This is a genomic window from Brevibacillus borstelensis, from assembly GCF_036700025.1.
In the GTDB taxonomy this organism is placed as follows: Bacteria; Bacillota; Bacilli; order Brevibacillales; family Brevibacillaceae; genus Brevibacillus; species Brevibacillus borstelensis.
In genome coordinates, this window is the sequence record NZ_CP144922.1 from 1145744 (window position 1) to 1168774 (window position 23031).

Annotated in this window: 21 protein-coding genes, 1 pseudogene and 1 CRISPR repeat array; of the genes and pseudogenes, 14 read left to right on the forward strand and 8 right to left on the reverse strand. The window is 49.2% G+C overall.

Features of this window, described 5'->3' with window-relative positions; all coding sequences use genetic code 11:
- Positions 1-48 precede the first annotated feature (48 nt).
- Positions 49-1155 (reverse strand): 2-keto-3-deoxygluconate permease, encoded by a 1107-nt coding sequence (locus V5G20_RS05325; protein WP_338463224.1) that lies wholly within the window; start codon positions 1153-1155, stop codon positions 49-51.
- Between the two features lie 21 nt (positions 1156-1176).
- On the reverse strand, positions 1177-2319 hold the full coding sequence (locus tag V5G20_RS05330; RefSeq protein ID WP_338463226.1) for a glycerate kinase: 1143 nt from the start codon (positions 2317-2319) through the stop codon (positions 1177-1179).
- 175 nt (positions 2320-2494) lie between these two features.
- Between V5G20_RS05330 and V5G20_RS05335 the strand changes: the two genes are divergently transcribed.
- The 3 genes from V5G20_RS05335 (at position 2495) to V5G20_RS05345 (ending at position 5519) form a co-directional block, all read left to right on the forward strand.
- Positions 2495-3604: a CdaR family transcriptional regulator gene (locus V5G20_RS05335; protein WP_338463456.1), complete on the forward strand. Its 1110-nt coding sequence runs from the start codon at positions 2495-2497 to the stop codon at positions 3602-3604.
- A gap of 154 nt (positions 3605-3758) precedes the next feature.
- Positions 3759-4631, forward strand: coding sequence for an MBL fold metallo-hydrolase (locus V5G20_RS05340; RefSeq protein ID WP_338463228.1), 873 nt, complete (start codon positions 3759-3761; stop codon positions 4629-4631).
- 366 nt (positions 4632-4997) lie between these two features.
- Positions 4998-5519: a hypothetical protein gene (locus tag V5G20_RS05345; RefSeq protein ID WP_024985548.1), complete on the forward strand. Its 522-nt coding sequence runs from the start codon at positions 4998-5000 to the stop codon at positions 5517-5519.
- A gap of 92 nt (positions 5520-5611) precedes the next feature.
- On the opposite strand, the gene V5G20_RS05350 is transcribed toward V5G20_RS05345, so the two are convergent.
- Entirely contained in the window at positions 5612-5770 is a 159-nt protein-coding gene (locus V5G20_RS05350; RefSeq protein WP_338463230.1) for a hypothetical protein, read from the reverse strand.
- A gap of 7 nt (positions 5771-5777) precedes the next feature.
- A complete protein-coding gene (locus tag V5G20_RS05355) occupies positions 5778-7244 on the reverse strand; it encodes a PLP-dependent aminotransferase family protein (RefSeq protein ID WP_338463233.1) in 1467 nt (488 codons plus the stop codon).
- 117 nt (positions 7245-7361) lie between these two features.
- Here V5G20_RS05355 and V5G20_RS05360 point away from each other — a divergent pair, with 117 nt between their 5' ends.
- The 8 genes from V5G20_RS05360 to cas2 all read left to right on the forward strand — a co-directional run bounded on the left by V5G20_RS05360 (position 7362) and on the right by cas2 (position 16674).
- Positions 7362-8423 carry a proline dehydrogenase family protein gene (locus V5G20_RS05360; protein ID WP_251247039.1) on the forward strand — a complete coding sequence of 354 codons (1062 nt, stop codon included), beginning with the start codon at positions 7362-7364 and terminating at the stop codon, positions 8421-8423.
- A gap of 261 nt (positions 8424-8684) precedes the next feature.
- Positions 8685-9308, forward strand: a complete 624-nt coding sequence (cas6, locus tag V5G20_RS05365; RefSeq protein ID WP_003389994.1) for a type I-MYXAN CRISPR-associated protein Cas6/Cmx6 — start codon at positions 8685-8687, stop codon at positions 9306-9308.
- Positions 9295-11601: a CRISPR-associated helicase Cas3' gene (cas3, locus tag V5G20_RS05370; protein ID WP_122958380.1), complete on the forward strand. Its 2307-nt coding sequence runs from the start codon at positions 9295-9297 to the stop codon at positions 11599-11601. The genes cas6 and cas3 overlap by 14 nt, the downstream gene beginning before the upstream one ends.
- Positions 11574-13106 carry a type I-MYXAN CRISPR-associated Cas8a1/Cmx1 gene (cas8a1, locus tag V5G20_RS05375; RefSeq protein ID WP_003389992.1) on the forward strand — a complete coding sequence of 511 codons (1533 nt, stop codon included), beginning with the start codon at positions 11574-11576 and terminating at the stop codon, positions 13104-13106. Before cas3 ends, cas8a1 begins: the two co-directional genes overlap by 28 nt.
- A gap of 3 nt (positions 13107-13109) precedes the next feature.
- Entirely contained in the window at positions 13110-13997 is an 888-nt protein-coding gene (gene cas7i / locus V5G20_RS05380; protein ID WP_031931659.1) for a type I-B CRISPR-associated protein Cas7/Cst2/DevR, read from the forward strand.
- A complete protein-coding gene (cas5, locus tag V5G20_RS05385) occupies positions 13994-14644 on the forward strand; it encodes a CRISPR-associated protein Cas5 (RefSeq protein ID WP_003389989.1) in 651 nt (216 codons plus the stop codon). Before cas7i ends, cas5 begins: the two co-directional genes overlap by 4 nt.
- An 84-nt stretch (positions 14645-14728) precedes the next feature.
- Positions 14729-16375 (forward strand): type I-MYXAN CRISPR-associated endonuclease Cas4/Cas1, encoded by a 1647-nt coding sequence (locus V5G20_RS05390; RefSeq protein ID WP_003389987.1) that lies wholly within the window; start codon positions 14729-14731, stop codon positions 16373-16375.
- Between the two features lie 17 nt (positions 16376-16392).
- The gene (cas2, locus tag V5G20_RS05395) at positions 16393-16674 is read left to right on the forward strand and encodes a CRISPR-associated endonuclease Cas2 (RefSeq protein WP_197029816.1); all 282 of its coding nucleotides are present in this window, start codon (positions 16393-16395) and stop codon (positions 16672-16674) included.
- Between the two features lie 258 nt (positions 16675-16932).
- Positions 16933-17403: direct repeats of the CRISPR family, unit length 36 nt; unit sequence CTGAAAGTAGCTGTGATGCTGAAAAGCGTTTAGCAC.
- Between the two features lie 205 nt (positions 17404-17608).
- On the opposite strand, the gene V5G20_RS05400 is transcribed toward cas2, so the two are convergent.
- The 3 genes and pseudogenes from V5G20_RS05400 to V5G20_RS05405 form a co-directional block, all read right to left on the reverse strand.
- A complete protein-coding gene (locus V5G20_RS05400) occupies positions 17609-18829 on the reverse strand; it encodes an IS256 family transposase (protein WP_025845625.1) in 1221 nt (406 codons plus the stop codon).
- A 475-nt stretch (positions 18830-19304) separates the two neighbouring features.
- Complete coding sequence (locus V5G20_RS27100) at positions 19305-19493, reverse strand: IS3 family transposase (protein ID WP_081607799.1); 189 nt, start codon at positions 19491-19493, stop codon at positions 19305-19307.
- Positions 19494-19692: 199 nt separating this feature from the next.
- Positions 19693-20801, reverse strand: a pseudogene (locus V5G20_RS05405) (IS3 family transposase).
- A 98-nt stretch (positions 20802-20899) separates the two neighbouring features.
- Here V5G20_RS05405 and V5G20_RS05410 point away from each other — a divergent pair.
- Positions 20900-21226 carry a ribonucleotide-diphosphate reductase subunit beta gene (locus V5G20_RS05410; RefSeq protein WP_024985556.1) on the forward strand — a complete coding sequence of 109 codons (327 nt, stop codon included), beginning with the start codon at positions 20900-20902 and terminating at the stop codon, positions 21224-21226.
- A 62-nt stretch (positions 21227-21288) separates the two neighbouring features.
- Here the strand turns inward: V5G20_RS05410 and V5G20_RS05415 are convergent, their stop codons facing one another.
- Positions 21289-21555 (reverse strand): hypothetical protein, encoded by a 267-nt coding sequence (locus tag V5G20_RS05415; protein ID WP_024985557.1) that lies wholly within the window; start codon positions 21553-21555, stop codon positions 21289-21291.
- A 131-nt stretch (positions 21556-21686) separates the two neighbouring features.
- Here V5G20_RS05415 and V5G20_RS05420 point away from each other — a divergent pair, with 131 nt between their 5' ends.
- Complete coding sequence (locus tag V5G20_RS05420; RefSeq protein WP_003389981.1) at positions 21687-22268, forward strand: hypothetical protein; 582 nt, start codon at positions 21687-21689, stop codon at positions 22266-22268.
- Between the two features lie 29 nt (positions 22269-22297).
- A complete protein-coding gene (locus V5G20_RS05425) occupies positions 22298-22885 on the forward strand; it encodes a hypothetical protein (RefSeq protein ID WP_238986179.1) in 588 nt (195 codons plus the stop codon).
- Positions 22886-23031 lie beyond the last annotated feature (146 nt).

The window sequence follows — 23031 nt, forward strand, 5'->3', positions numbered from 1 at the left end:
CCTGACGTCTGTCAGGGGCAGCACACGCATACATGGATGTACTAGATGTTACGTGTGGATGGTATTTGATATCTCGTGGGTTTCCAGCTTTCCGTTGATACCTCGCTTCTTTTGCCACGTATCGACCAGGATCACGCCGATAGGACAGAGGATCGCCGTAGTCAGTGTGGAGATGGAGATTTGGGCGGTCGCGATTTCCACCAGATTTTGATAGGCCTGTGCATCTGCGGCGGACATCATGCCGGAACCGGCGGCTACGGCTGCGGCTGCCGCGATGGCTGCCGGCGTTCCGACGGCGTTGCCTGCAGTCGATGCTTCCGCTACGGGGGCAATATGGCTTTTTTCGCGGAACAGCTTGAAGACCAGCATGCCTGTAGAACCGGTCAAAATGGTCGTCATGAAGCCGAGCGCCAAGCCGCCGAGCAGCACCTCGATTTTCAGGAAGGTGGCAAAGTCCATCCCGGCACCGAGGGAAAAGGCAAAGAACGGAACGGGCAGCAGCTCGCCCGGCTTCAGGAAGTCGCGCATTTCGGGATCGAGGTTGCCCAGCAGCATGCCGATGCCGATCGGCAGCAGTACAGCGATAAACGCGATGAAGGGGAAGTTCGCACCCATCATGCCCAGCGCCATCAAGGTGAAGAAAGGACCGTCATTCAGCGAAAGGACCGCAACGGCGCCGACGTCAGAGCGATTCCCGTACTGGGACGTAAGGGCGGCATACATCCCGCCGTTTCCGTTGGTCATCGCGGCGATAATCGTCATCGCCGACAGGCCGAGGAAGCCGTTCATCATGTCGCCGGACAGCTTTCCCCACAGAAAGCCGATGATCACGCCGGTAAAATACTTGGAGGCAGTCAGCAGCACGCCTTTTTTCAGCGCCGTTCCGCCGACCTGCAGATTCATCTGGCTGCCGCAGCAGAACAGGAACAGGGCGATCAGAATGATGGAGCTGTTTTTAAAGAGGGCCTCGGAAAATCCGCCGATGCGCAAAAACTCGTAATGGCCGTCTTTGGTCGCAGCAACCCCAAGGGATTTCAAAAAGTCCATGACAACGGGTATGTGCATTTGGTCAATGGTGTTCAGCAAGGCGCCGAGCAGCAGCGGAACAACCATTAATCCGCCGGGTACCTTTTCGATGGTCCGTTTGATTTTCATTCAACAATCCCCCTTGTACGCTTAGTTGTGGTTTTGCCTGGCCAGATACGTCCGGAATACTTGCTCTGCCGTCTGTGTGAGCAGCTCCGGTGCCCGCTCCATCGCTTCCTGCAGGGACATCGGCGCGTTTAGTATGCTATGAATGCTATGAATGCCGTACTGATAAAGGGTATCGATACCGCGTCCGATCGAGCCTGCCAAAACGAAAACGGGTATGCCGCGTTTCTGGGCCACCTGCGCTACACCCATCGGAGTTTTTCCTGATGCTGTCTGAAAGTCAATTTGTCCTTCCCCGGTGAGGACGAGATCGGCATCCTGCAAATGCTTGTCAAGCTGCGTATACTCGATCACGATGTCGATACCGCGTCTCATGGACGAAGGAAAGAAGGCTTGAAATGCACCGCCGATTCCGCCTGCAGCGCCTGCCCCTGCCCGTTGATGCAGCCGGATGCCGGTTTTGGACTTCACCAGATCCGCCCACGCGCGGAGGGATTGATCGAGTCTTTCCGCCATCTCGGCAGTGGCCCCTTTTTGCGGACCGAACACGTGGGAGGCCCCGTCCGGACCGATCAGCGGATTTTGGACGTCGGAGGCGATCAAAAACTCCGCTTCGCGTATGCGAGGGTCAAAGTCGCTGTCGTCAATCTCCGCAATCCGTTCGAGCTCGCCGCCGCCAAAGCCTACCTGATGTCCCCGAGCGTCGAGCAGCTTCATGCCGAGGGCTTGCAGCATGCCGATGCCGCCGTCATTGGTAGCGCTTCCACCAATCCCGAGAATAAAACGTCTGCAGCCGTCATCCAGGGCTTGTCTGATCAGTTCGCCTGTGCCGTACGTCGTGGTGACCAACGGGTTTCTTTTCTCCGCCGGGACCAGGTACAGGCCTGACGCGCTCGCCATCTCGATCACGCAGGTGACGTTGTCTCCCAGAATTCCGTAGGCGGCATCGACCGGTGTGTTCAAGGGGCCTGTGACAGTGACCTGTACCTTGCGTCCCCGGGTCGCTGCGACCAGACTTTCCATCGTGCCTTCTCCGCCGTCTGCGACCGGTACCAGAACGGTATGGGCTTCGGGGCGAACCTTTTTGATGCCTGTTTCAATGGCGAGGGCAGCGTCAAATGCAGACAAGCTTCCTTTGAATGAATCGGGTGCAATCACAACCTTCACGCTGACGTTCCACTCCTTTGTAAAGCGCTTTCATAACTTGCTTTTCATTATAGAGAAGGGGCATTCGCGAAATCATCGGTTACCATCCATAAAAATCCCGTGCAAATTATCGCATAATTTTGTTTATTATAAATAAGCGCTGGCTTAATCGATGTGTGAAGGATAAGATTTGAGTATGCTGACCTATGAGATTGCCAAACAGATCGTACGCGAAACGATGAACCGCCTCAACCGCAACATCAACATCATGGACCATACCGGAACGATTATCGCTTCGGGAGACGCTTCGCGTGTGGGTGAAATCCACGAGGGAGCTGCCGATGTCATCCGGACAGGCAAGCCGCTGATGATCACCCGCAGCAACGAGCGCCAGTACAAAGGCGCGCGCCCGGGGATCAATCTGCCGATCGTCTTTCAGGACAAGCTGATCGGTGTCATCGGCATCACGGGGGAGCCAGATGAGATCCGCGAGTTTGGGGAGCTTGTCAAAATGATTACGGAGATGATGATCAACCAGTCCTTTTTGGCCTCCCAGCTCGAGTGGAAGCAGCGGCTGAAGGAAATGATTTTTGAAGAACTGATCCAGCGGGAGATTCATGAAGAATCCGTAGAGCAGAGACTGGCCCTGCTGAAAATGAAATTGCAGGAGCCATTCCAGGTCTCTCTCATCGAGATGCGTGAAATTCCGATGCAAAATCAGGAGCTGATTCAAAAAGTTGAGCAGTTGATCGGCGAAACGCAATGGTTGGTCGGATTCCTCAGCGTAAATCGGTTGTTCATCCTTACTTCCGGTCTGGATGAGGGCACAGTCAAAAAAAAGCTGGAAGCCATCCAACTGTTTTTGCGGCAAAAGGAGATCCCTTTTAAAATCGGTCTGGGCTCGCAGGTGTCAGAGACGGGGAAAATCGGCATGTCTCTTGAAGAGGCAAAGCTGGCTTTGCTCTTGGGAAGCCAGGAGCAGGGAATCACCTCTTATTTGGATATCGAGACGAAGGCGCTGATCAATCGGATGGACAGCCAGGTCAAACAAAAATTCCTCGATCGCGTATTTGCCGATCTCCCGCCTAAGGGAATCGAAACACTGGAGGCGTTTTTTGCCAGCAACCTGAACATCGGCGAAGCAGCCAAACATTTGTATGTCCACCGCAATACACTGATCTACCGTTTGACAAAAATCAAAGAGCGAACCGGCTACGATCCGCAGGTTTTTCATGACGCCGTCTCGCTGCAGCTGGCAGTGTGGATGCAGCAAAATCAGGCGGGAGGCGACGGGGAAGGGCGGTAGACGGGGAGGCTCTGCCGCTTTTTTCATAGTTCAAGTTCTTTCTAACTTTCACCATGATGTAAAAAAGTGGTGAATCTGGAGCGAGAAAACATGGTACCGTTATGGTGACAGCTAGATTTTCCTTGAAAATGGAAAGAAAAGAGGGAGAAAGCTGGTGGAACAATGCCAACACTTGAGACGTCTGACTGACCGCATTCATTTTCTGCCACCGGATGAGCGAACAGACCGGCCGATTCTCGCAGCTATTTCCGGGACGAAACAGACTTTGATGCTCGATACAGGAAACTCTCCGGCCCATGCGGAGCTGTTTCTGAAGGAATTGGAACGGCACGGATTATCGCAACCGTCTGTTGCCGTTTTGACTCACTGGCACTGGGATCACACGTTTGGCGGTGAACGGATCGGGGCAAAGCTGGTTGCCCATGAAAAAACGAAAGCCGTTCTGGAGAAGCTGGTTCCTCTCGCCTGGACAGATGAAGCCATCGACCAATGGAAGGATACAAGCAGCGGATTTGCTTTCTGTGCCGAGATGATCAAAAAGGAGTACGGCGACGAGCGAAATATCTCGATTCGGCTGCCGGAGATTGCCTTTCAAGAGAGCTGGGAGGCTGACCTCGGCGGCATCCATGTCGTGGTCGAACATGTCGGTGGCGATCATTCCTCGGATTCATCGGTCGTCTTTATCCCGGAAGAGAAGGTCTTGTTTTTGGGAGATTGTCTGTACGCGGACTTGTATGGTCGCTACACGGCAGCCAAAACAAGGGCGCTGCTTTCGAAGCTGGAGAAGTACGATGCCGACTGGTATGTCCTGTCTCACGAAATGCCGATGTCCAAAGCGGAATATCAGGGCTATGCGGAGCTGCTGGGGCTGCTCTGTCAGCTTGCGGAGGACACAGATGGAGAGCGCGAGGCCATCATGTCAGGATTAACCGCCGCTCTTGGCCGTCAGCCGGGGGAGCTGGAGCTTGAGGTAGTTTCCTGCTTTGTGAACGGGGCGGCAGTGCAGGCAAGTGGGGATGGGAAGTAGAAAAGCTGTAAAGGAAGAGGGGCTGCTCAATCAGGTGGCCTTTTATTTTGAAAGGTTACCCGCATGGTCTGCCCTCCGTTTATGGCTACAATCGGTACTATTAGTAAGTCCCCTTCCAATTCTGAAGTACCGATATATCTTTTGAAAAGAGTATGTTAATTCCATTGCCACTACACGTGACACAAGCGGCATCCGTATCCCATGAAACATAATGAAGAATTCTTCGTCTTACTTATAAGGGATCATGGGAAATATTTACAAAAATAGACAACGGCAGCTCATAGAATATGGTGGTCAAGTGATGATGCCGATTCAGTCTTTGACGAATCAAGAGATTATAGTAATTAGAACATGGAGGGGAATGAAATGAAAAAACGGAATGTAGTAATAACGTCTATGTTCACATTTGCTGTTTTGTCGGGTGTTGCTTTTGGAGGCTTTTATGGTGTTGAGCCTGTAAATGCGAAAAAAGAAAAGGTTGAAATGAAGAAAGAGGAAAAGATGAGTGACTATCGTCCCGAAGAAATCAACAAAAAAATTGAAAGTTCATGGGAAGATGCGTTAAAAACCTACGAGATTGATGATAGCCAATGGACTAAGATTGACTATGCCGACCGGATTCACTTGACTCAGACGCTCAGTGACGAAGAGAAAACAAGCTTTTATGATGCGATGCTTGGAGCGATGGAGAAGCATTCAAAAGTGGGAGACATGATGCCGCTTATGCTTGTTAATGATGATAAATCGAAAGTCATTATTTTGTTCCAGCATGATGAAGGAAAAGGTAAGACAGTTAAAATTGAATTAGCACTTAAAGGAAACGCAAAATCCCTTAGTGCCAATGAGTCCTCAAAAGAATGGACAGTAGAGAGCGTTGAAGAAAAGTAATTGAAGTCGAAACTTGTCTGGGTGGGTCATTTTTTGGCTCCACCCAGACCCTATTTTTAATCCGTAGCCAGTTTTCAGAGCAAAGCCCACTCCTAGCCCAAAACCCGTTTCATCCGCAATACGCCCTCCACAATGTCCTCCTCCGGCAAATTCCCGTACCCGATAATCACCTTGTCCAGATGTCGCCCTTTTTGGATCGCATGCTCCTCGACCGGATAAACCCGGACGCCTGCTTGCAAAAGAGCCGACAAACTCGCCTCAGTGAACGCTTTGCCAGAGAAAGAAGCGACAATATGCAGTCCGGTCGAAGCCCCCCAAATCGGTCGAAGCCCCCCAAATGTCCACCTGTCCGGGAAAATGAGCCTGGAGCGCGTCGCATAGCGCTCTCCGGCGGCGCTTGTACAGCTTTTTTACCCGGCTGATGTACTTCTCCAGATGGCCTTCCTCCACAAACCTTCCCAATGCCAATTGCTCCAGTGAAGGCGTGTGCAGATCCGTAAACCATTTTGCCGCCTGATACCGTTCCACCAAAGAAGGGGGCAGCACGAGATACCCCATGCGCAGTCCCGGAGAGAGAATTTTGCTAAAGGAGCCGATGTAGATGACCCGTTCTCCGGCCAGCCCCTGAAGCGAATGGACAGGCGGACTGTCGTACCTGAACTCGCTGTCGTAGTCGTCTTCGACGAGATAGCAATCGCGCTCACTCGCGTACCGGATCAGCTGGATTCTTCGCTGGATCGGCAGCGTGCCGCCCAAAGGAAACTGGTGGGAGGGCGTGACCAGCACAAAGCGCGGCTGCGCATCGGCAGGGAGAAGATTCGTCATCATCCCGTGCTGGTCGACCGGCACTGGGAGCAGCGCGGCCCCGGTCTGGGCAAAGATCGTCTGGATATCGCGGGTAATCGGGTCCTCGATCACGGCGCTAGCGCCTTTGGAAAGCAGCACCTTGGCGATCAGCACGAACGCCTGGGTCGCCCCGGACGTGATCACGATCTGCTCGGGACGGCATTGCACACCGCGCGTGCGGAACAAATAGCGGCTGAGGATCGCGCGCAGCTCCGCCTGCCCCTCGGGACGTCCATAGCCAAAGGCGTCGAGCGGAGCTTCCCGGCATACCTGCTGCATGATTTTTCCCCAAAGCGCCCGGGGAAAGCGATCGAGGCAAGGGACACCGGAGCGGAAGTCGATCGTATTTGGGGAAGGGTGGCCGATTGCTTTATCGCTCCCATACAGGGCAGTACAACCAGCCGCTGAATCGTTCACACCCGGAGAAGTTCGATCAATTGCAGAGTCGCTCACACCTGGAGAAGTTCGGCCAATTGCCGAGTCGCTCCCATCCAGTGAAATTCGAATCGTTGCCGATGGGAATGCCCGGTCATCATTTTCTAGTACTCTCTCTGGCGTCTCTGGTCCGCGTTGCCCCGTGACCCTGCCAGACAAAGGAAGGCCGGGCGGAAGAAGCGGCGTAAGCAGCGACAGATCAATACCGGGAGCCACATAATGACCGGAGCCCGGCCGTCCCTCCAGATACCCTTCGGCCAGCAGTTGGTCGTATGCCTCCAGGACGACATTGCGGGAGACATAGAGCTCTTCCGCGAGCTTCCGCGTCGAGGGAAGCCGTTCCCCGGCACGCAGCTCTCCTTTCAGAATTTTGCCGCGAATGTCCGCGTACAACTGGCGGAACAATGGCATCGGCTGAGTGCGGTCAATGTTGATCCAGAGCATGGCAAGCCCTCTCCTTCGCAAAGTGGTACTGTCCATATCGATGAAAAGTGGACCTAATCCTAGCCAGATTAGCATGTTATCGTGTGGGAGAAAAGCGAAGAGAGGGAGGAACGGAAGATGGAGAAACAAAAGTTAGAGAATCAAAATCAACCGGGAAAAGGAGAAGTAACTGCTCGCCTGGGGCTCTCGTCCACATTGACGGAGAAGGGCTCGCCGGAAATCTTGTCCGACGAACAAAAAGCCGCAGACGTTTTGCGGACAATCGCCCGCGATCCGGACATGAAAGACTTCGTCATGCGGACTCCTTGGCTGTACCGGATTCTCTATTCGGCGGCAAAACGGTATGTGGCTGGAGAACAGGGGAGCGAGGCAGTCAGGGCGGCGGTCCGACTGCGGGAGCTCGGCTACCGGCAGTCGCTGGAGTTCATCGGGGAAAACACGGCTGACGCGGAAGAATGCCGCCGGGCCACAGACGAATTTCTCGCGCTGATCAAAGAAAGCAGCCAGCAAGGCTTGTCCGCCGACATTTGCTTCGACCTCTCCCACATCGGACTTCTGGTCGATGAAAAGCTGGCATTGGAGAATGCCGAAGAACTGGCCCGATGTGCCAAAGAGCACGGCCAGTATGTGATGACCAGCATGGAGGAATCGGCCAAGACCTCGGCCATTTACCGCGTGTACGAGCAGCTCGCCAGCCGTATGCACAACATCGGTATCACGGTGCAGTCCCATTTGCACCGCACTATCGACGATCTTCCGCGTCTGCTCGCTCTGCCGGGAAAGATCAGGCTGGTCAAGGGCGCGTTTAAGGAAGCACCGGAAGTGGCTCTGCCCCGCTCCGCCGAGCTGCGGGAGCGCTATCTGTCGCTGGCAGAGCAAATCGTTCGTGCAGGTCACCCGCTGTCCATCGCTACCCACGACGATCAGATTGTAAAAGCGGTTTTGGAGCGGGGGTATCTGGGCGATGCCTACGTGGAGCTGGAAATGCTGTTCGGTGTACGGGAAGAGGCGGCTCGCGCACTGCTCGAAGGAGGAATCCCGATACGCCTGTATGTCACCTATGGCACCGAGTGGTATTTGTACTTGTGCCACCGCCTTGCCGAGCACCCGCCGAATTTGTACCGGGCATTGGCAGATATGCTGGAGCCGGGCAGGGCGGGGGTGGAGATGTACGGATAAAGAAGCAGGCCTCTTAGCCGGTTGGCTAGGAGGCTTTGTTTTGGTGGCGTCATGAGGCATCACTGCTTGGCTCGATCATTTTACATACCAAATAAAAGTTCTAAACGCCTCAGGTTTCTGTTCTTATTTACTTTAACAAAAGAGTAAGAAAAAGGTAATAATACAATTGACCTATTGTTTCCAGAAATGGTAGCATTCTGTGTGATAGCAATTTAACCCACTTACAAAACAATTAAAACATTTTGGAGGTGAAATATCAGGATGATAACGCCTGCCGCGATCAGGGTCAAGCTGCCGATTATTTCAGGAAAAGAGATTGATACGGATCACTCCGAATCCTTGTACGGAGCGATTTCTGCTATTGCACCGGCAATTCATCAGCAAGACCAGATCGCGATATCCCCGATTTTTGGTGAAAGAGCGCTTGGCAAGCGATTGAGGCTTAGCCGCAAAAGTTATTTCTTTGTTCAATGTGACGCATCCCAAATCCCCATGGTACTCCCTCTGGCGGGAAAAGCCGTTCAGCTCCGCAACGATCATATACGCTTTGGCGTCCCGCAGTTAATGATGATTCGCCCGGCTGGAACACTGTTTTGCCGCTTATTTGTCATGAGAAATGCAATAGATGAAGAAAAAGCCGTCTCCAATCTCAGAAGCAAGCTGCTCGACCTACTGGGAGAGGAGTCAGCTCATCTGGACATAACCCCGCTGCGGAGAAGGATTGTCCGAATACACGGCAAGAAAATTACCGGTTTTGGCATCCGGATTGCAGGATTGACGGACGAACAATCCGTGATCGTACAATCGCAGCCTCTTTCTGGCCGGAGAAAATACGGATGCGGCCTATTTGTTCCGGCTGGAGGGAAAGACGATGCCAGGGATTGAACCCCCCTTTTTAGCTAAGAGTCTTACAAGCTCAGAACACGACCTGTATGCTGCCACAGTAGCAGGGCATCTGGAGCAGGTCGTGGAGACAGCCGAGATCATTGTAGAAAAGACCGGCTGGGCAATACTGCAAGTGTGTCAGTTGGAAGAGGACAAGCTCGAACCAATCAAAAGAGTGGTTCGGGTCGCGGCTCTGCTTCATGACCTTGGAAAATTGTCAGGAGATTTCGTAAACCTAATAGAAGGTAAAGATGCAGGCCCTCAGGTAGTTCGGCACGAGTTGTTGTCTTGCTGGATGTTGGAAAATTATGAACCATTGCTTCGGGCTGTAGAGCAATACATCGGGGATACGATGTGGGGAATGCTTGCAGTCAAAGCTGCTATCCTTGGACATCACTTGAGATTCCCGGATGGCGAGCAGACGTATTACGGTTCGGGTGAATTGAAGCTGTATCTTCTGCACAGGAGGGCAGATGACGTCAGGAAGCTAATCGACCGTACCTTGGGAGAGCCAGTGGATTGGAGCCAGCCCCTCTCCAGTTTCCCCAGGAGCCGTTTATTTGCGGGTGATTACGAAGAAAAGGTCATTTGCGAATGGAAGGAGAATGCGGTCGGTTTGAGTGCTTCTGAACGGAAATTATGCTCGATTATCAGGGGAATACTTATCGCCGCTGACGCCTTGGGATCAGTCAGATCATTGTCTAGAGGGGATTGGGTTGAGAGGAAGAGTGTAGACATCCGAAACATCTTTTCAGGAATCCCACTTCAAAATGAACTGGGCGACATGATTCAAAAGAAACTGGCAAAGGTCAATACGTATTCTCCAGAGATTACGCAGTTTCAGGAAACGGTAGAAGCGGCTGCAACCTACGAGATCACGGTCTGTGAAGCAGGATGCGGGAGCGGAAAAACGATTGCGGCCTACCGGTGGGCCAAAAAAGTAAACCGCCCGTTTCTCTGTTTCGCTTACCCGACTACCGCCACGGCCACCCAAGGCTATGCAGACTATCAGCAATATTTGCAATCTGCGGGCAAAAAGCTGCACCACTCCCGGGCCGACATTGATTTTGAATTGCTGCTCAATCAAAAGGATGGCCAAAAAGAAGGGGCATTTCGCGCGTTGGAACATTTATTGCAGCCGGTGACCATCTGTACGGTCGATACTGTTATTGGTTTGACGCAGCTCTATTACTCTTCTCTTTGTGTGCTTCCACATATTCTCCAGTCGGCAATCGTCTTCGATGAAATCCATAGCTACGACGAAAACCTCTTTGCTTCGTTCCTCCGCTTTCTAAAAGAGTTCGATCTGCCTATATTGCTCATGACAGCCTCATTGCAACAAGAACGGCGGGAGGCATTGCAAAGCCTCTTTCGCGAGCTTGAAAACGAAGGGAGGAGAGCTGCCTGGTGCAAGGGCCCCGAACTTCATCAAAGCATCCCTCGCTACCGGTTGCATGCAGGGCCATCATTGCCGAAGGAAAAGCTGTGGGAAGCGCTGAACCGAAACGAAAATGTTCTCATCATCGTGAATACGACAGACAGGGCGATGGACCTGTATGAAACCCTAAAGAAAGAAGCGGCAGACAAAACCCCCGGGGCCGAGTTGTTTTGCTATCATTCGCGTTTCAAGTACCGGGACCGTTTGGCCAGGCAGCAGGAGATCGTAGAAGCGTTTCGCGGGAGGAGAGGTATTTGCGCCATTACGACGCAGATCGCGGAAATGAGTTTTGATGTCTCCTGCGATGTACTTATGAGCGAGATCGCTCCGTTTTCTGCGGTGATACAGCGTTTAGGCAGATTAAATCGCACTGCAAAGCCTGGGGATTCTCCAGGTAGAGCCTATTTCTGGATGCCCGAGAGTATAAGTCCGTATGAGAAGCAACGTGATGATGTTTACTTGACAGAGAAAATCCTGCGGGAGAATGCGGAGAAACCTCTTTCGCAGGCAGATTTGTCAATCCTGCTGGCGACGATGAACACGAAAAAACGGGAAGTCAGGCAAATGCTATCCGGGTGGGAAGAGCTTCCGGAAACGTTGACAGGCTCGTTGCGTGATGAGTCTTCGCTGGTCGATGTGATCGTCAAAAGCGATTTTGAAAAGACAGGCGGAAGAAAGCAAGCCAGCCGCTCCAAAATCATGGAGTATGTTCTTCCGGTAAATCGAGGGAAGCTCCCGCGGGGTGACTGGATGAAATGGCGTCATGTGTACATTGTGCCGGATGAAGTGATCGACTATGACGAGAAGCGGGGAGGGATGGTAAAGGGATGCAAGAGTGGAAAGAGTTCAGGTTGAATGATCCCGGGATGGGACCATATCATCGGGCAGGGCTTGCCGGATTGACCGCCAGTCTGGTCATGCTGGGAAAATGGAATGCACTTCCCGCGGCTTTGGATTCATTTGAATATGACGAACAGAAACTTTCAATGTCCGGTTTTCAGCCTACAGCAGAATCGCTGCATAGTCTGCTCCAGGCTGTGTACCGCTTGAATGATGATGGCCTGTTTGACTTTCCTGTTCTGGAAAGTTGGGGCCCTTTTCAGAAAGCGGAACTGCAGAAGTTGTATCTGGGCAGTTTTTTGCAGCATCCCAGTGCGCGGAAGGCAGAGGGGAAACAAAAAGAAAAGAATAGTCCGCTAGACGAGAAAAAACTGGAGTACAGCTATTTGCCATTAAGAGACTTTATCCATCGCGACCAGGCGACGTGTCAGAGAATTGCGGAGGCAGTTGCCAAACAAAAAAGCATGGATATAGCGGGCTGGGCACTTCCCGGCGGAATCGTCAAGCATAACGCCGTGCAAGAAACCGGTTTAAAGGAAAGTCCCGAAAAGTTTTTTCTTCTGCTGTTTGCGCCTCTGGGTTGTCTCTTTTTCCAAGGGCACGCCGGATTGTCCAATGGAGAGCGGGACAAGCGGACACAGACATTGGTAGCGGTGCCACGGCCTCGCCAGTTACGCTCGTTTGTTGACTTGCTCCTCAGATTTTATGAGCGGACAGGCAGCGAGAGAGCATCCGGGAAGGTTCCGCTTATTCGCGTCCAGGGAGTAAAAGAGGCAGCGCTGCAGGCGGCCATGCTGCTTCATTTGCAAAATACCCCAAAGCTCAGACGATTGTCTTGTGATTTTACGGTAGTACGGTTTGGTACCGTTAGCTGGTCAGCCCAGCAAAAAACACGGACAGCATTGTTTTCCAGCACATGCCTGTCTGAGGAAACCGTACAAAAATATCAAATTGCCCATGACAAGCTGCATCGAGCGGGAAAGGGCACACATTTCGTCTACTGCCCGTTTTTGGGCCAAATCGCCGACAATCTGGTGCTTGGAAACGATGAATGGTACCGGGGAATTTCTGCGTATATGACGGACGAACGGCGAAAAAGCATGATCTATTGGCAAAGGAGGCTGGGAGAATTGGTACAGGAAAAAATGATCTGGAAAGAACAGAGCAGAAGAGAATTTGTCGGCTTGATGCATTCTGCGATCCGCAACCGTTTTGGAAAGGTGAGTAACGAAGCCAAGCATGCGGGCGGTGACCTAAGTACGTTTTTTAAACGAGAATACGAGCGAATGCGCCAACTGTTTGTCAACTGCCGTACCCAGGAGAAGTTTCGGGAAAATTTGATGGATTTTGTTACAAGAACGAGACCGAGTGTCCCCGCGGATAGCACGAGGAGCGAAAACGAATTGCTGTTGCTTGCCTGCGAAGCGGATTGGCGGGAAGGAAAGGACCTATGCTTGCTGGCATTGGCCTCGTATCGTGGCAAGGAAACCGAAAAATATTTGGACCAAGGGGAGGAATAAAGCATGACTAAACATCTGCATGCGACATTTGTCACTCATATCGGAATCGCGGCAAACAATCGGGGAGAGACGGAGGGCAACATCACAACCCTGCAAAAGATTATGTGGAAAAACGATTTGTACACAACGGTGTCAGCAGAGGCGATTCGTTTTGCGCTCCGATACTACTGGCAGCAGCAATACGAACGGACAGGCGATGAAGCATACCTCGTCAACCGGGTCTATGATGGACAAACCTATCAATGGAAAGATGAATCTTTTGCCGATGAAGGCGAGTTGTACATTGATGACGATGTGCTGGGCTATATGGATGCCAAGGCTCCGAAATCAGACAGCAGTGAGGATTCCAAAGGGAAGAAAAAAGGGGCTGCTAAAGTGCGCCGGGGGGCACTGGAAGTATCGCGCGCTGTTTCCCTGCTGCCCTTCCTGGGAGAAACCAGCTTTAATTCAAAAGGGGGCGTAAAGACGAATACCTCATTATATGGTACAGAAATGCACGCAACCAGCTACCAGTACAGCATTTCCCTGACACCCCGACAACTAAAAAGAAAAGAGCGGATCGCGCTGGTTGTCGAAGCGCTGGCCTCCTTGCATTACGTAGGGGGAAATCAGTCCCGGTTCTTGTTCGACTTCAGTCCGCAGCTTGCCGTTTTCCGGATTACACATGACCCTGCGCCGCGTATCCTGTTTGTCGCAGAGCCCGAGGGAGACTTGTACTCTGTCCAAACCTTGATCAAAAGAGTGGAATCAGGCGATATTGCTGCGGATGAACTGGTGATCGGAGGAGAAATGGCTGCAGGCGAAAGAGAGCAATTGCAGCAGTTCGGAGTGAAGGTGCACAAAGGAGTACTGGAAGCCGCAAACGTCGTAAAGGCGATGGATTGGACATGAGTCAAGCAGATACGTTATGGCTCAAGGTATCGGTTCCGATTGCTTCTTTTACGGTTCCGCAGGCGAGGGAGTTTCTGGAGAGCTATCCGTTTCCTCCACCTACCACTGTCTATGGCATGCTCCTCTCGTTTATCGGCGAAACGGATCCCAACGCATTTAAGGGAACGGGTCTGGCCATTTTGGTCGAGGGTCTGCCAGCTTCTTCGGTTGTCCTGCGCAAAATGAGACGGTTTAAAGATCGCAAAATGGCCAGCGATAAGAACAGCAAGCCGGATTTTCAAGAAGTTTTGACCGGACTGGTCTTTTATGCCGGGATTCAAAGCAGCGGGCAGGGAGAGCAGCGTTCATTGGCGCAGGAGCTGTCAAATGCGCTGCAAAATCCGGAAGCCATCCAGCGTTTCGGAGGGCTTTCCTGCGGCGAATCTCATAATCTGATCGACCAGATTCATATCGTACAGCACCCGCTCGCAGCTCAACAGAAAACGGATACAACTATTTGGGGACTGCTCCCGTCAGAGGAGGGAGACTGGAGCGTGGCGGTCTGGGCCGATCACGTCAATTTGTCAAACACGAGCTGGGCGCAAGCAGAGTTTGTCCCGATAGAAGAAACGGTCCCGGAGCAATACTTTTTTACGATCGGAGCGTAAGTACGAGGGTGAGCGGTTTGAATAATTCCATCAGTGCCCATACTGGAAATTGGAGTAAAATTTCGAATCAGGAGGGTGTTGAGGATGTCGGCAGCAGCGGATCAACCGCTCACCCGCATCATGGCCTTGCATGCGCTGGAGTATTGTGAGCGACTGTTTTTTCTGGAAGAGGTAGAGGAAATCCGATTCGCGGATCAGGCAGTATACGACGGCAGAAGACTTCATGAGGAAATGCCTGAGTACATAGAATTGACCAATTTTACACTGGAGAGTCCCACTTTAGGCATACGAGGGAAAGTGGATTGCATCAGGTCTGTAGATGGCAATTGGATCCCGTACGAATACAAAAAAGGACACGCCAAAAAGTCAAGTTCCAGGGGTATTTATGAGGCTTGGCCGTCCGATGAAATTCAAGTTGCGGCCTATGCGATGCTTCTGGAAGAACACTTCGGTCAACGCATTCCGGAAGGCAAGGTCTACTACGCTTCAGATCATCGGACAGTGAGTGTCCCTGTGGATGAGCAGATGCGCAGCAGAGTCAGACAAGCGATCAGCCGGGCAGAAGCATTGAGAGCCTCAACGGAGAGGCCTCATATTACAACAAATGAACGTCTGTGTGCCAGATGTTCTCTGGCGCCGGTCTGCCTCCCGGAAGAAGAACGCCTACTGGATTCACCGAAACGGGAAGTCATCCGTCTGTTCCCGGAAGACCGAGAAAAGTTGGATCTTCATGTGGCAAGTCACGGGGCATATATTCGTCGCTCCGGTTTGTCTCTCGTAGTGGAGCAAAGGGACGGGGAGAAAGAGGTATTTCCGAGCGAGCAGATAAACTCGTTGTCGATCCATGGACAAAGCGTTCAATTATCCACCCAGGCTCTGATGTTATGTGCGGAGAAAGGAATCGCTGTCCATTGGTTAACTGGCGGAGGGAATTATATCGGGAGCGTAACAAAGGCGGCTGGAGGTGTCCAAAGACGGCTTAGACAATATAAGGCATTAACGGATGATGCAGTAAAGCTGGCTTTGGCAAAAAAATTGGTTTTAGCGAAAATGGAGTCCCAGCTTCGTTATGTTTTGCGGTGTACCCGTGGAAAACCGCGTTCCAATACGGTAGTGACTGCTGTTGAAGCCATACGGCATGCAGTATCTCACAGCCAAAAAGTGAAAACGACAGAGGAACTCCTCGGATGGGAAGGCAGTGCGGCCAAAGCGTATTTCGCTTGTTTTGCGGAATTTACAGCAGATGAGCTGGAAGCTGGAATGGCTTTTTCCCATCGCAATCGCCGCCCTCCGAAAGACCCGGCGAATGCCCTCCTCTCTTTTTACTATGGCATGCTGTACAAGGATTGTGTGGAGGCCATCACCGTAGTGGGGCTTGACCCGACGATCGGTTTTTATCATCAGCCGAGATCACAGGCGTATCCACTTGCACTGGACCTAATGGAAATTTTCCGCGTTTCCTTGTGTGACATAACCGCGATGGGAACTATACACCGTAAGCAATGGGATGTGGAAGAGGACTTCACAAAAGCCGGAGATCAGGTATGGCTGAGCGAAGCAGGCAAGAAAAAGGCGATCGCCGCTTACGAAAGACGAAAGCAGGACACCTGGAAACACCCGGTGATTGGCTATTCGCTTTCGTATGATCGCGCCATCGAGCTGGAAGTTCGGCTGTTGGAAAAAGAATGGTCAGGCAGGCCCGGTTTGTTTGCGCAAAGCAGGTTGAGGTAACGAGAATGAGCGGAAAAATGAAATATTACCTTGTCTGTTACGATATTCGTGAGCCCAAGCGGTGGAAGAAGTGTTTTCGACTCATGAAGGGTTACGGAGAGAGAATCCAGTACTCGGTTTTTCAATGCTATTTATCTGAACGTGCCATGGCTCAGCTTCGCTGGGAGTTGGCCAAAATCCTGTCAAAGGAAGACAGCTTGTTGATTGCCCCGATTTATGCTCCTGACCAGAATAAAATCATACAGTGGAACATGAGCGCCGAATGGAGTCCGGATCGGGAGCGGTTCAAAACGTTGTAAGTCGTTTCAAGCACCAGGGACATTTTTAAGACTGAACCCGAAAAAAGCTTGATGAAGGCCGTTCATGACAGGGTTTGGGCCAATATCCTGTTTAAGCAGGTGCTTGAAAATCGGGGGGAATACTGGTAAATCAATAGGTATGGGGATTGTATTCCTGTGGAAGAAAGGGGCCTTTTGTAAAAAGTGAACTGCTTTGCCAGAGGTGCTTGAAATGAAGGGCGTCTTTCCCATGTGTATCAAGGGTTATTTGCGGAGGCTCTGAAAGTAGCTGTGATGCTGAAAAGCGTTTAGCACCTGCCCGCCACCGACCACAGCGTGATGGCGAGCCGTCGGCTGAAAGTAGCTGTGATGCTGAAAAGCGTTTAGCACATCGACGGGGAGGCAGCGATTCGGCAGGCCATCCCTGAAAGTAGCTGTGATGCTGAAAAGCGTTTAGCACCAGTTGAAGAATATTTTCGCCCCGTTGCCGTCCGTCTCTGAAAGTAGCTGTGATGCTGAAAAGCGTTTAGCACGAGCTGCGCGGCCACTTGGCGGAGATCGTCGGTGGCTGAAAGTAGCTGTGATGCTGAAAAGCGTTTAGCACCTTTCCAAGTCAGCAAGCACCGTGTCGAGACCCAATGCTGAAAGTAGCTGTGATGCTGAAAAGCGTTTAGCACTGGGTCATATGCCGTTGAAGGCTTCGTTGCCTTATTCCTGAAAGTAGCTGTGATGCTGAAAAGCGTTTAGTACCTGCCCCAATTAATCTCTCTGGTCACACTTATTAAGGGAACTTGTGGAACTCCGGCATGAAAAAGGGGAAGGACTTGTTACTTCGGATGTCAACACCAAACTAGGAAGTTTTCTTAAGTGCCTGCTCTTTGTAGGCTGATGGGCTGAGATAACCCAATATCGGGGTCTGTCCAGTATTTTGTGTAAACCCTTTTGGAATAAAAAACTAGCGTAAGTATTGGCCGATCCGATCCGGGAAGAAAACGGAGAGCTGGAGGAGCATTTGCCCCCAGTTCTGCACTCGTCCAGTCCACTTCCTGGTGACGTCCATGGTAGCCAAATAGAGCATTTTGAGCAGGGCTTCATCGGTGGGGAAAATGCTCTTGCCCTTCGTCACCTTTCGGAGTTGCCGATGGTAACTCTCAATCATATTGGTCGTATAGATCAATTTACGAATCTCTGGTGGATACTTGAAAAAAGTAGCTAGCTCGTCCCAGTTGGTACGCCAAGAGCGAACGATGAGGGGATATTTGTTACCCCATGTTTCCTCAAAACGATCCAATTCCAGTAAGGCAGCCTCTTCTGTTGCCGCTTTGTAGATTGGCTTTAAATCCGCCGTCACTTTCTTAAGATCCTTGTAAGAAACATAACGGGTCGAGTTGCGGATTTGATGAATGATGCACTTTTGGATCTCCGTATTCGGATAGCAGGCAGAGATGGCCTGAGAGAAGCCCGTTAGGTTATCCACGCAGGTGATGAGAATGTCCTGAACCCCACGGTTCCGTAAGTCGTTCAGTACGCTCAGCCAGAACTTTGAGGATTCATTCTCTCCAATCCACATGCCTAATACGTCCTTGTTGCCGTCCAAATCAATGCCAATGACCATATAAGCCGCTTTGTTCACAATAGCACCGTCTTGCTTGACTTTGTAGTGAATGGCGTCCATAAATACAACCGCATAGATGCTTTGTAGCGGTCGGTTCTGCCATTCTTTGATGAGTGGCACGATCTTATTCGTCACATTGGAGATCATGGTAGGAGAAACGTCAATTCCATACAGATGGTTCAGATGGTCCTGAATATCCCGTGTGCTGACACCTTTGGCATACATGGCGATAATTTGGTCCTCAATGCCGGTAACGGTAGACTGATGCTTTTTCACGATAACGGGCTCAAATTCGCCATTACGGTCACGTGGCACCGCGATCTCCACCTCGCCGTATTCGCTTGTCACCGTCTTCTTTGTCTTCCCGTTACGGCTGTTTGTTGTTTTCTTTCGCTTCACATCGTGCTTTTCATAGCCGAGTTCCGTGTCAAGCTCCGCCTCTAGCATCGACTGCAGCGTTTCTGCAAACAGTTCCTTCAGTGCCGACTGCACATCGTCCATCGTCTTGAGGTTGTTTTCCTTCACAAACGCCTTCACTTGTTCCTTACTAAATCTCGCCATAGGTGTCATCCTCTCAAACCAACCTTTCTCTTATTGTAATAGGTTTTGAGAGTTTACACAGAATATTTTACAGTCCCCAATATCGAGTGAATTCTTGTTTCGTTAAACCACTTGGCGTATTTTCCTAGTTTCTAGCTTCAACTATGTCAGCGACTCAAACTGTCGATTCTTTACGAACTCTGCTTTGATCAGCTTAAAGGTTGCTTCCGCAACTGTATTGTCATAGGGGCAGCCCTTCATACTCAATGAACGCTTGATCTTGAACGTGTTGATTACTTCATTAATTGTACGATTTTTAAACTGACTTCCACGATCAGTGTGAAAAAGCTAGATTTGGCGTAGATCTCCTTTTACACTTGCAAATACTTCATAGACTAGTGCGGCTTGAATTTTCTGCAGCCGTGACCGATTAAACAAGTAACGAGCAAACAAATATAGTGCCATTTGTTTCCAATCCGAACGTAGGTCAAGTCACTCACAACGGCTTCCATTGGTGCTTCTTTCGTAAACTTGCGATTAAGTTCGTTCTGGATCGGCAATCGTTACATGACGCCACTTTATACTTCGCAACTGTGTAGACGGAGACCAGGCCGTTTTTCTTCATCAAACGTCCAATGCGTCGTCTGGAAACCGTTATTCCCTCTTCTTGAAGTTTTGCTTTGATCTTCCTTTTGCTCCATAAACGCGCTGATTCTCTTCACAAATACGGATCATTGCTTGTTCCACTTCATTGACAGATGGTTGCTCATTATTCTCGTAGTAGTAGGTACTCCGATTGACCTGCAGAATCTTGCACATGGCCGATATGGGATACTTATGTGCATTTTGCCGAATCACTGTTATTTTGGATTGTCGACACCAAACTAGACAGATTTCTTAAGTGCCACTTCTTTGTACGCTAATGGGCTTAGATAACCTAATGTAGAATGAATCCTTGCTTCATTAAACCATTTGACGTATGTACTCAGCTCTTGCCTTAACTGGGCTAGCGATTCAAACTTTCGATTTCTCACGAATTCCGCTTTGATCAGTTTAAAGGTTGCCTCCGCAACCGCATTGTCATAAGGGTAGCCTTTCATACTCAATGAGCGTTTGATTTTGAAGGTGTTGATAATTTCATCAATCGTTAGATTTTTAAATTCACTGCCACGATCCGTGTGAAAAAGCTGGATTTGGCGCAAATCTCCTTTTACGCTTGCAAATGCTTGCATCTTTGAATTTTCCACAACTGTGACCGATAATCTCCCGATTAAACAAGTCAACGAGTAGGCAAATATAGTGCTATTTGTTTGCGACCCGAACGTAGGTCAAGTCATTTACAACGGCTTCCAGTGGTGCTTCTTTCACAAACTCGCGATTCAGTTCATTCTGAATCAGCGATTCATTACATGACGTTACATAAGGTTTATACTGTGCAACCGTGTAGACCGATACCAGGCCGTTTTACTTCATCAAACGCCCAATGCGCCGTCTGAGACCGTCATTCCCTCTTCATGAAGTTTTGCCTTGAGCTTCCGTGCTCCATAAACGCGCTGATTCTCTTCAAAAATACGGATAATTGCTTGTTCCGTCTCATCATCGACAGATGATTGCTCTTTACTCTCGTAGTAGTAGGTACTCCGATTGACCTGGAGGATCTTACACATGGCCGATACGGGATACTTATGAGCGTTTTGCTGAATTACCGTTATTTTCGTCCGAAGATCAGCGCCGCTTGCTTTAAAATATCGTTCTCCATTTTCAATCGTTGAATTTCCTTACGTGACGCAAGAAGTTCCTTCTGCTCCTCTGTCCGGTTGTCCTTTTCTTTGAAAGAACCTGTTGTTCTACCTTGTTTGACCCAACGGTCAATTGCATATGCACTTAGATCATATTCTCTCAAAATTTCTGCACGTGGCTTGCCATTCTCATAAAGCTGAACCATCTGTTGTTTGAATTCATCTGTAAATGATCGACGCTCACGCTTCCCCATGACATACTCTCCGTTCCCTTTCGATTTGGTTTCAATCTACTAGAACTTAAGAGAATGGTCCAATTCAGTGTAGCCGATCCAATCAAGAAATTTTCGATTTGATTCAAGATTACGTTGATGATCCCGAATCAATTAGCAAATTGTATAAAGCGCTAATTGCTTATTTGGTACTTGAGGGAATTTATTTTACTGGTGAATTTGCTTATTTCCATTCACTCGTACGCACAAATAGAATGATCGGCTCGATAATTATGATTAATTTGATTAAGGAAGATGAAACTCAGTACTCCGTATTATATGGCACCATACTTCAGATTATTATGTTTGAGTTTCCGGAGTTAAATACAAAGGAGAACATGGATTTTGCGGTTGAGTACATAAAGCGAAGCGTAGAAAAGGAAAAGGAAAAGGAATGGGCCAATTAAATTTGCAGAAATTCTGGTATTAATGAAGAAGGTGTCACTGGAATTGTTTTTGCTGAACATACTTAAGCAAAATAAATTAATTGAGAATAAGCCCAAATTCCCACTGTATTATAGTCAATGATGCAGTCATCTTCAGAAATCTTAATGCGACCTTCACTAGTTTCAATCATAGGAACACTATTTGCTTTTGGATACCCATGCTTTAACTGTTCTTTTGTGTAGTATCCAAAATATTGTTCTGTCAACGAATAGAATTCAAAGTCATCTTCTAAGCCTTCACGGTATACCTCTGCTTCGATAGCAACTGGTTTCTTTCGGTATTTCGCCATTTCAATCCTCTCCTTTTTCAATGAAATAGTTTTTTATTAGTTCATACAAGTTTCTTTATAGAGTGAATTTGCAAAATAAACCATTTTTATTTATATTTGGATTATGTTAAATTATGTAAGGGGGACGTGAAATGTCAAATAAGAGAACAAAGGTTGCAGTAGGTTTATTTTCTGTTGTTGCCTCTCTTTCATTCTTAGCAACAAGTGCATTCGCGAATTTCCTTGGTGGGAAATGGGATACTTCAATAACCCCAGTCATCTTATATGAAGACATCAATTTAGCATCTAAGTACTCTGATGTACTCTGGACTGCTGTTGACAAGTGGAATGGAATAAGTCGGAATTTTGATCTCTCTCCAGCGGACGATGAAACTGGATATATTGGTGTAAGACACCTCTCCAGAGAAGCAGATAATTATCTTGGTTGGAGCGGCACTTATGGATATGGAATCCCTTATGATGACAGAGGAAGAGAGAATCGCTCCCCATATGCGTCGGCTGATATTGTAATTGTCCGTTATTTATGTGACGATCTTGATGAAGACGATACAATTAATACAATCGTGCATGAATTTGGTCACGCACTTGGTTTAGCGCATGTAAGTAGTAGTAAGATTGACTCCATAATGGATTATGCCGATGTATTCGATTGGGATATTGATGGGCCAACAAGCTTTGACAAGAGTAATATCAGAGAATTATATGGACGATAAATAGGAAGGGTGTGTCAACATTGAAAAAAATGATTACTATTGTCACTGCTTTGGCGCTTATAGTTGGTGTTGGATCAGCTTTAGCATATAAAGAGTTGAATGGCCCAAGTGACCACAGCCCAGCTTTAGCAAAAACTTTTAAGTCAACTGAAGAAATCGTTAAGGACTCCAAAGTTATTATCAAAGGTAACGTTCCAAAAGAATACAGAAAAGAAACAGTTGGTGAAATTGTATTTTTTGTTTATGATGTTCAGGTCGATAAGGTTTATAGCAACCTCACTGATCAAGAAATCGTTGAAGGTGAAACTGTTGAGGTTTATCGCCTTGTCGGTGTTGACACCAATGAAGGAAAAGACATGGTGAATATAGTTTCACCTGAATATCAAGCATTAGAACAAGGTGAATACTTACTTTTCTTAAATGGACAGTATGATGATAATTTAAAGAAGCTGATCTTGATACCCAATACACCCAATCAACTATTCAAAACAGATAAATCAAGAAGTCTCTCTTCTAAGCAATTTACTACTCAAGAATTCGAAAATGTCACTGATGTAGATGCACTTCCTTTTATCGCTGAAGATGCTCTATTAGAAGCAATTGAGAAGGTTAAGTAATTAGCTACTAGGGCACTTCATGTTGAGGTGCCTTTCTCTCTTAATTAAAATATCCTTTCATTCTGTCTTTTCCTGCATATTCTGAAAGTACCTCCTGTAATGCTGAAAAGCGTTTAGCACGAGCTCTCGCCTTTCGCATTGTCCCC

Excerpts from the sequence above, each read along its gene's own strand:
- cas7i (WP_031931659.1), top strand. The coding sequence starts at position 13,110 with ATGACTAAACATCTGCATGCGACATTTGTCACTCATATCGGAATCGCG.
- V5G20_RS05400 (WP_025845625.1), bottom strand. The coding sequence starts at position 18,829 with ATGGCGAGATTTAGTAAGGAACAAGTGAAGGCGTTTGTGAAGGAAAAC.
- V5G20_RS05390 (WP_003389987.1), top strand. The coding sequence starts at position 14,729 with ATGTCGGCAGCAGCGGATCAACCGCTCACCCGCATCATGGCCTTGCAT.
- cas5 (WP_003389989.1), top strand. The coding sequence starts at position 13,994 with ATGAGTCAAGCAGATACGTTATGGCTCAAGGTATCGGTTCCGATTGCT.
- V5G20_RS05425 (WP_238986179.1), top strand. The coding sequence starts at position 22,298 with ATGATTACTATTGTCACTGCTTTGGCGCTTATAGTTGGTGTTGGATCA.
- V5G20_RS05335 (WP_338463456.1), top strand. The coding sequence starts at position 2,495 with ATGCTGACCTATGAGATTGCCAAACAGATCGTACGCGAAACGATGAAC.
- V5G20_RS05360 (WP_251247039.1), top strand. The coding sequence starts at position 7,362 with ATGGAGAAACAAAAGTTAGAGAATCAAAATCAACCGGGAAAAGGAGAA.
- cas6 (WP_003389994.1), top strand. The coding sequence starts at position 8,685 with ATGATAACGCCTGCCGCGATCAGGGTCAAGCTGCCGATTATTTCAGGA.
- V5G20_RS05345 (WP_024985548.1), top strand. The coding sequence starts at position 4,998 with ATGAAAAAACGGAATGTAGTAATAACGTCTATGTTCACATTTGCTGTT.
- cas3 (WP_122958380.1), top strand. The coding sequence starts at position 9,295 with ATGCCAGGGATTGAACCCCCCTTTTTAGCTAAGAGTCTTACAAGCTCA.
- cas2 (WP_197029816.1), top strand. The coding sequence starts at position 16,393 with ATGAAATATTACCTTGTCTGTTACGATATTCGTGAGCCCAAGCGGTGG.
- V5G20_RS05325 (WP_338463224.1), bottom strand. The coding sequence starts at position 1,155 with ATGAAAATCAAACGGACCATCGAAAAGGTACCCGGCGGATTAATGGTT.
- V5G20_RS05355 (WP_338463233.1), bottom strand. The coding sequence starts at position 7,244 with ATGCTCTGGATCAACATTGACCGCACTCAGCCGATGCCATTGTTCCGC.
- V5G20_RS05420 (WP_003389981.1), top strand. The coding sequence starts at position 21,687 with ATGTCAAATAAGAGAACAAAGGTTGCAGTAGGTTTATTTTCTGTTGTT.
- V5G20_RS05415 (WP_024985557.1), bottom strand. The coding sequence starts at position 21,555 with ATGGCGAAATACCGAAAGAAACCAGTTGCTATCGAAGCAGAGGTATAC.
- cas8a1 (WP_003389992.1), top strand. The coding sequence starts at position 11,574 with ATGCAAGAGTGGAAAGAGTTCAGGTTGAATGATCCCGGGATGGGACCA.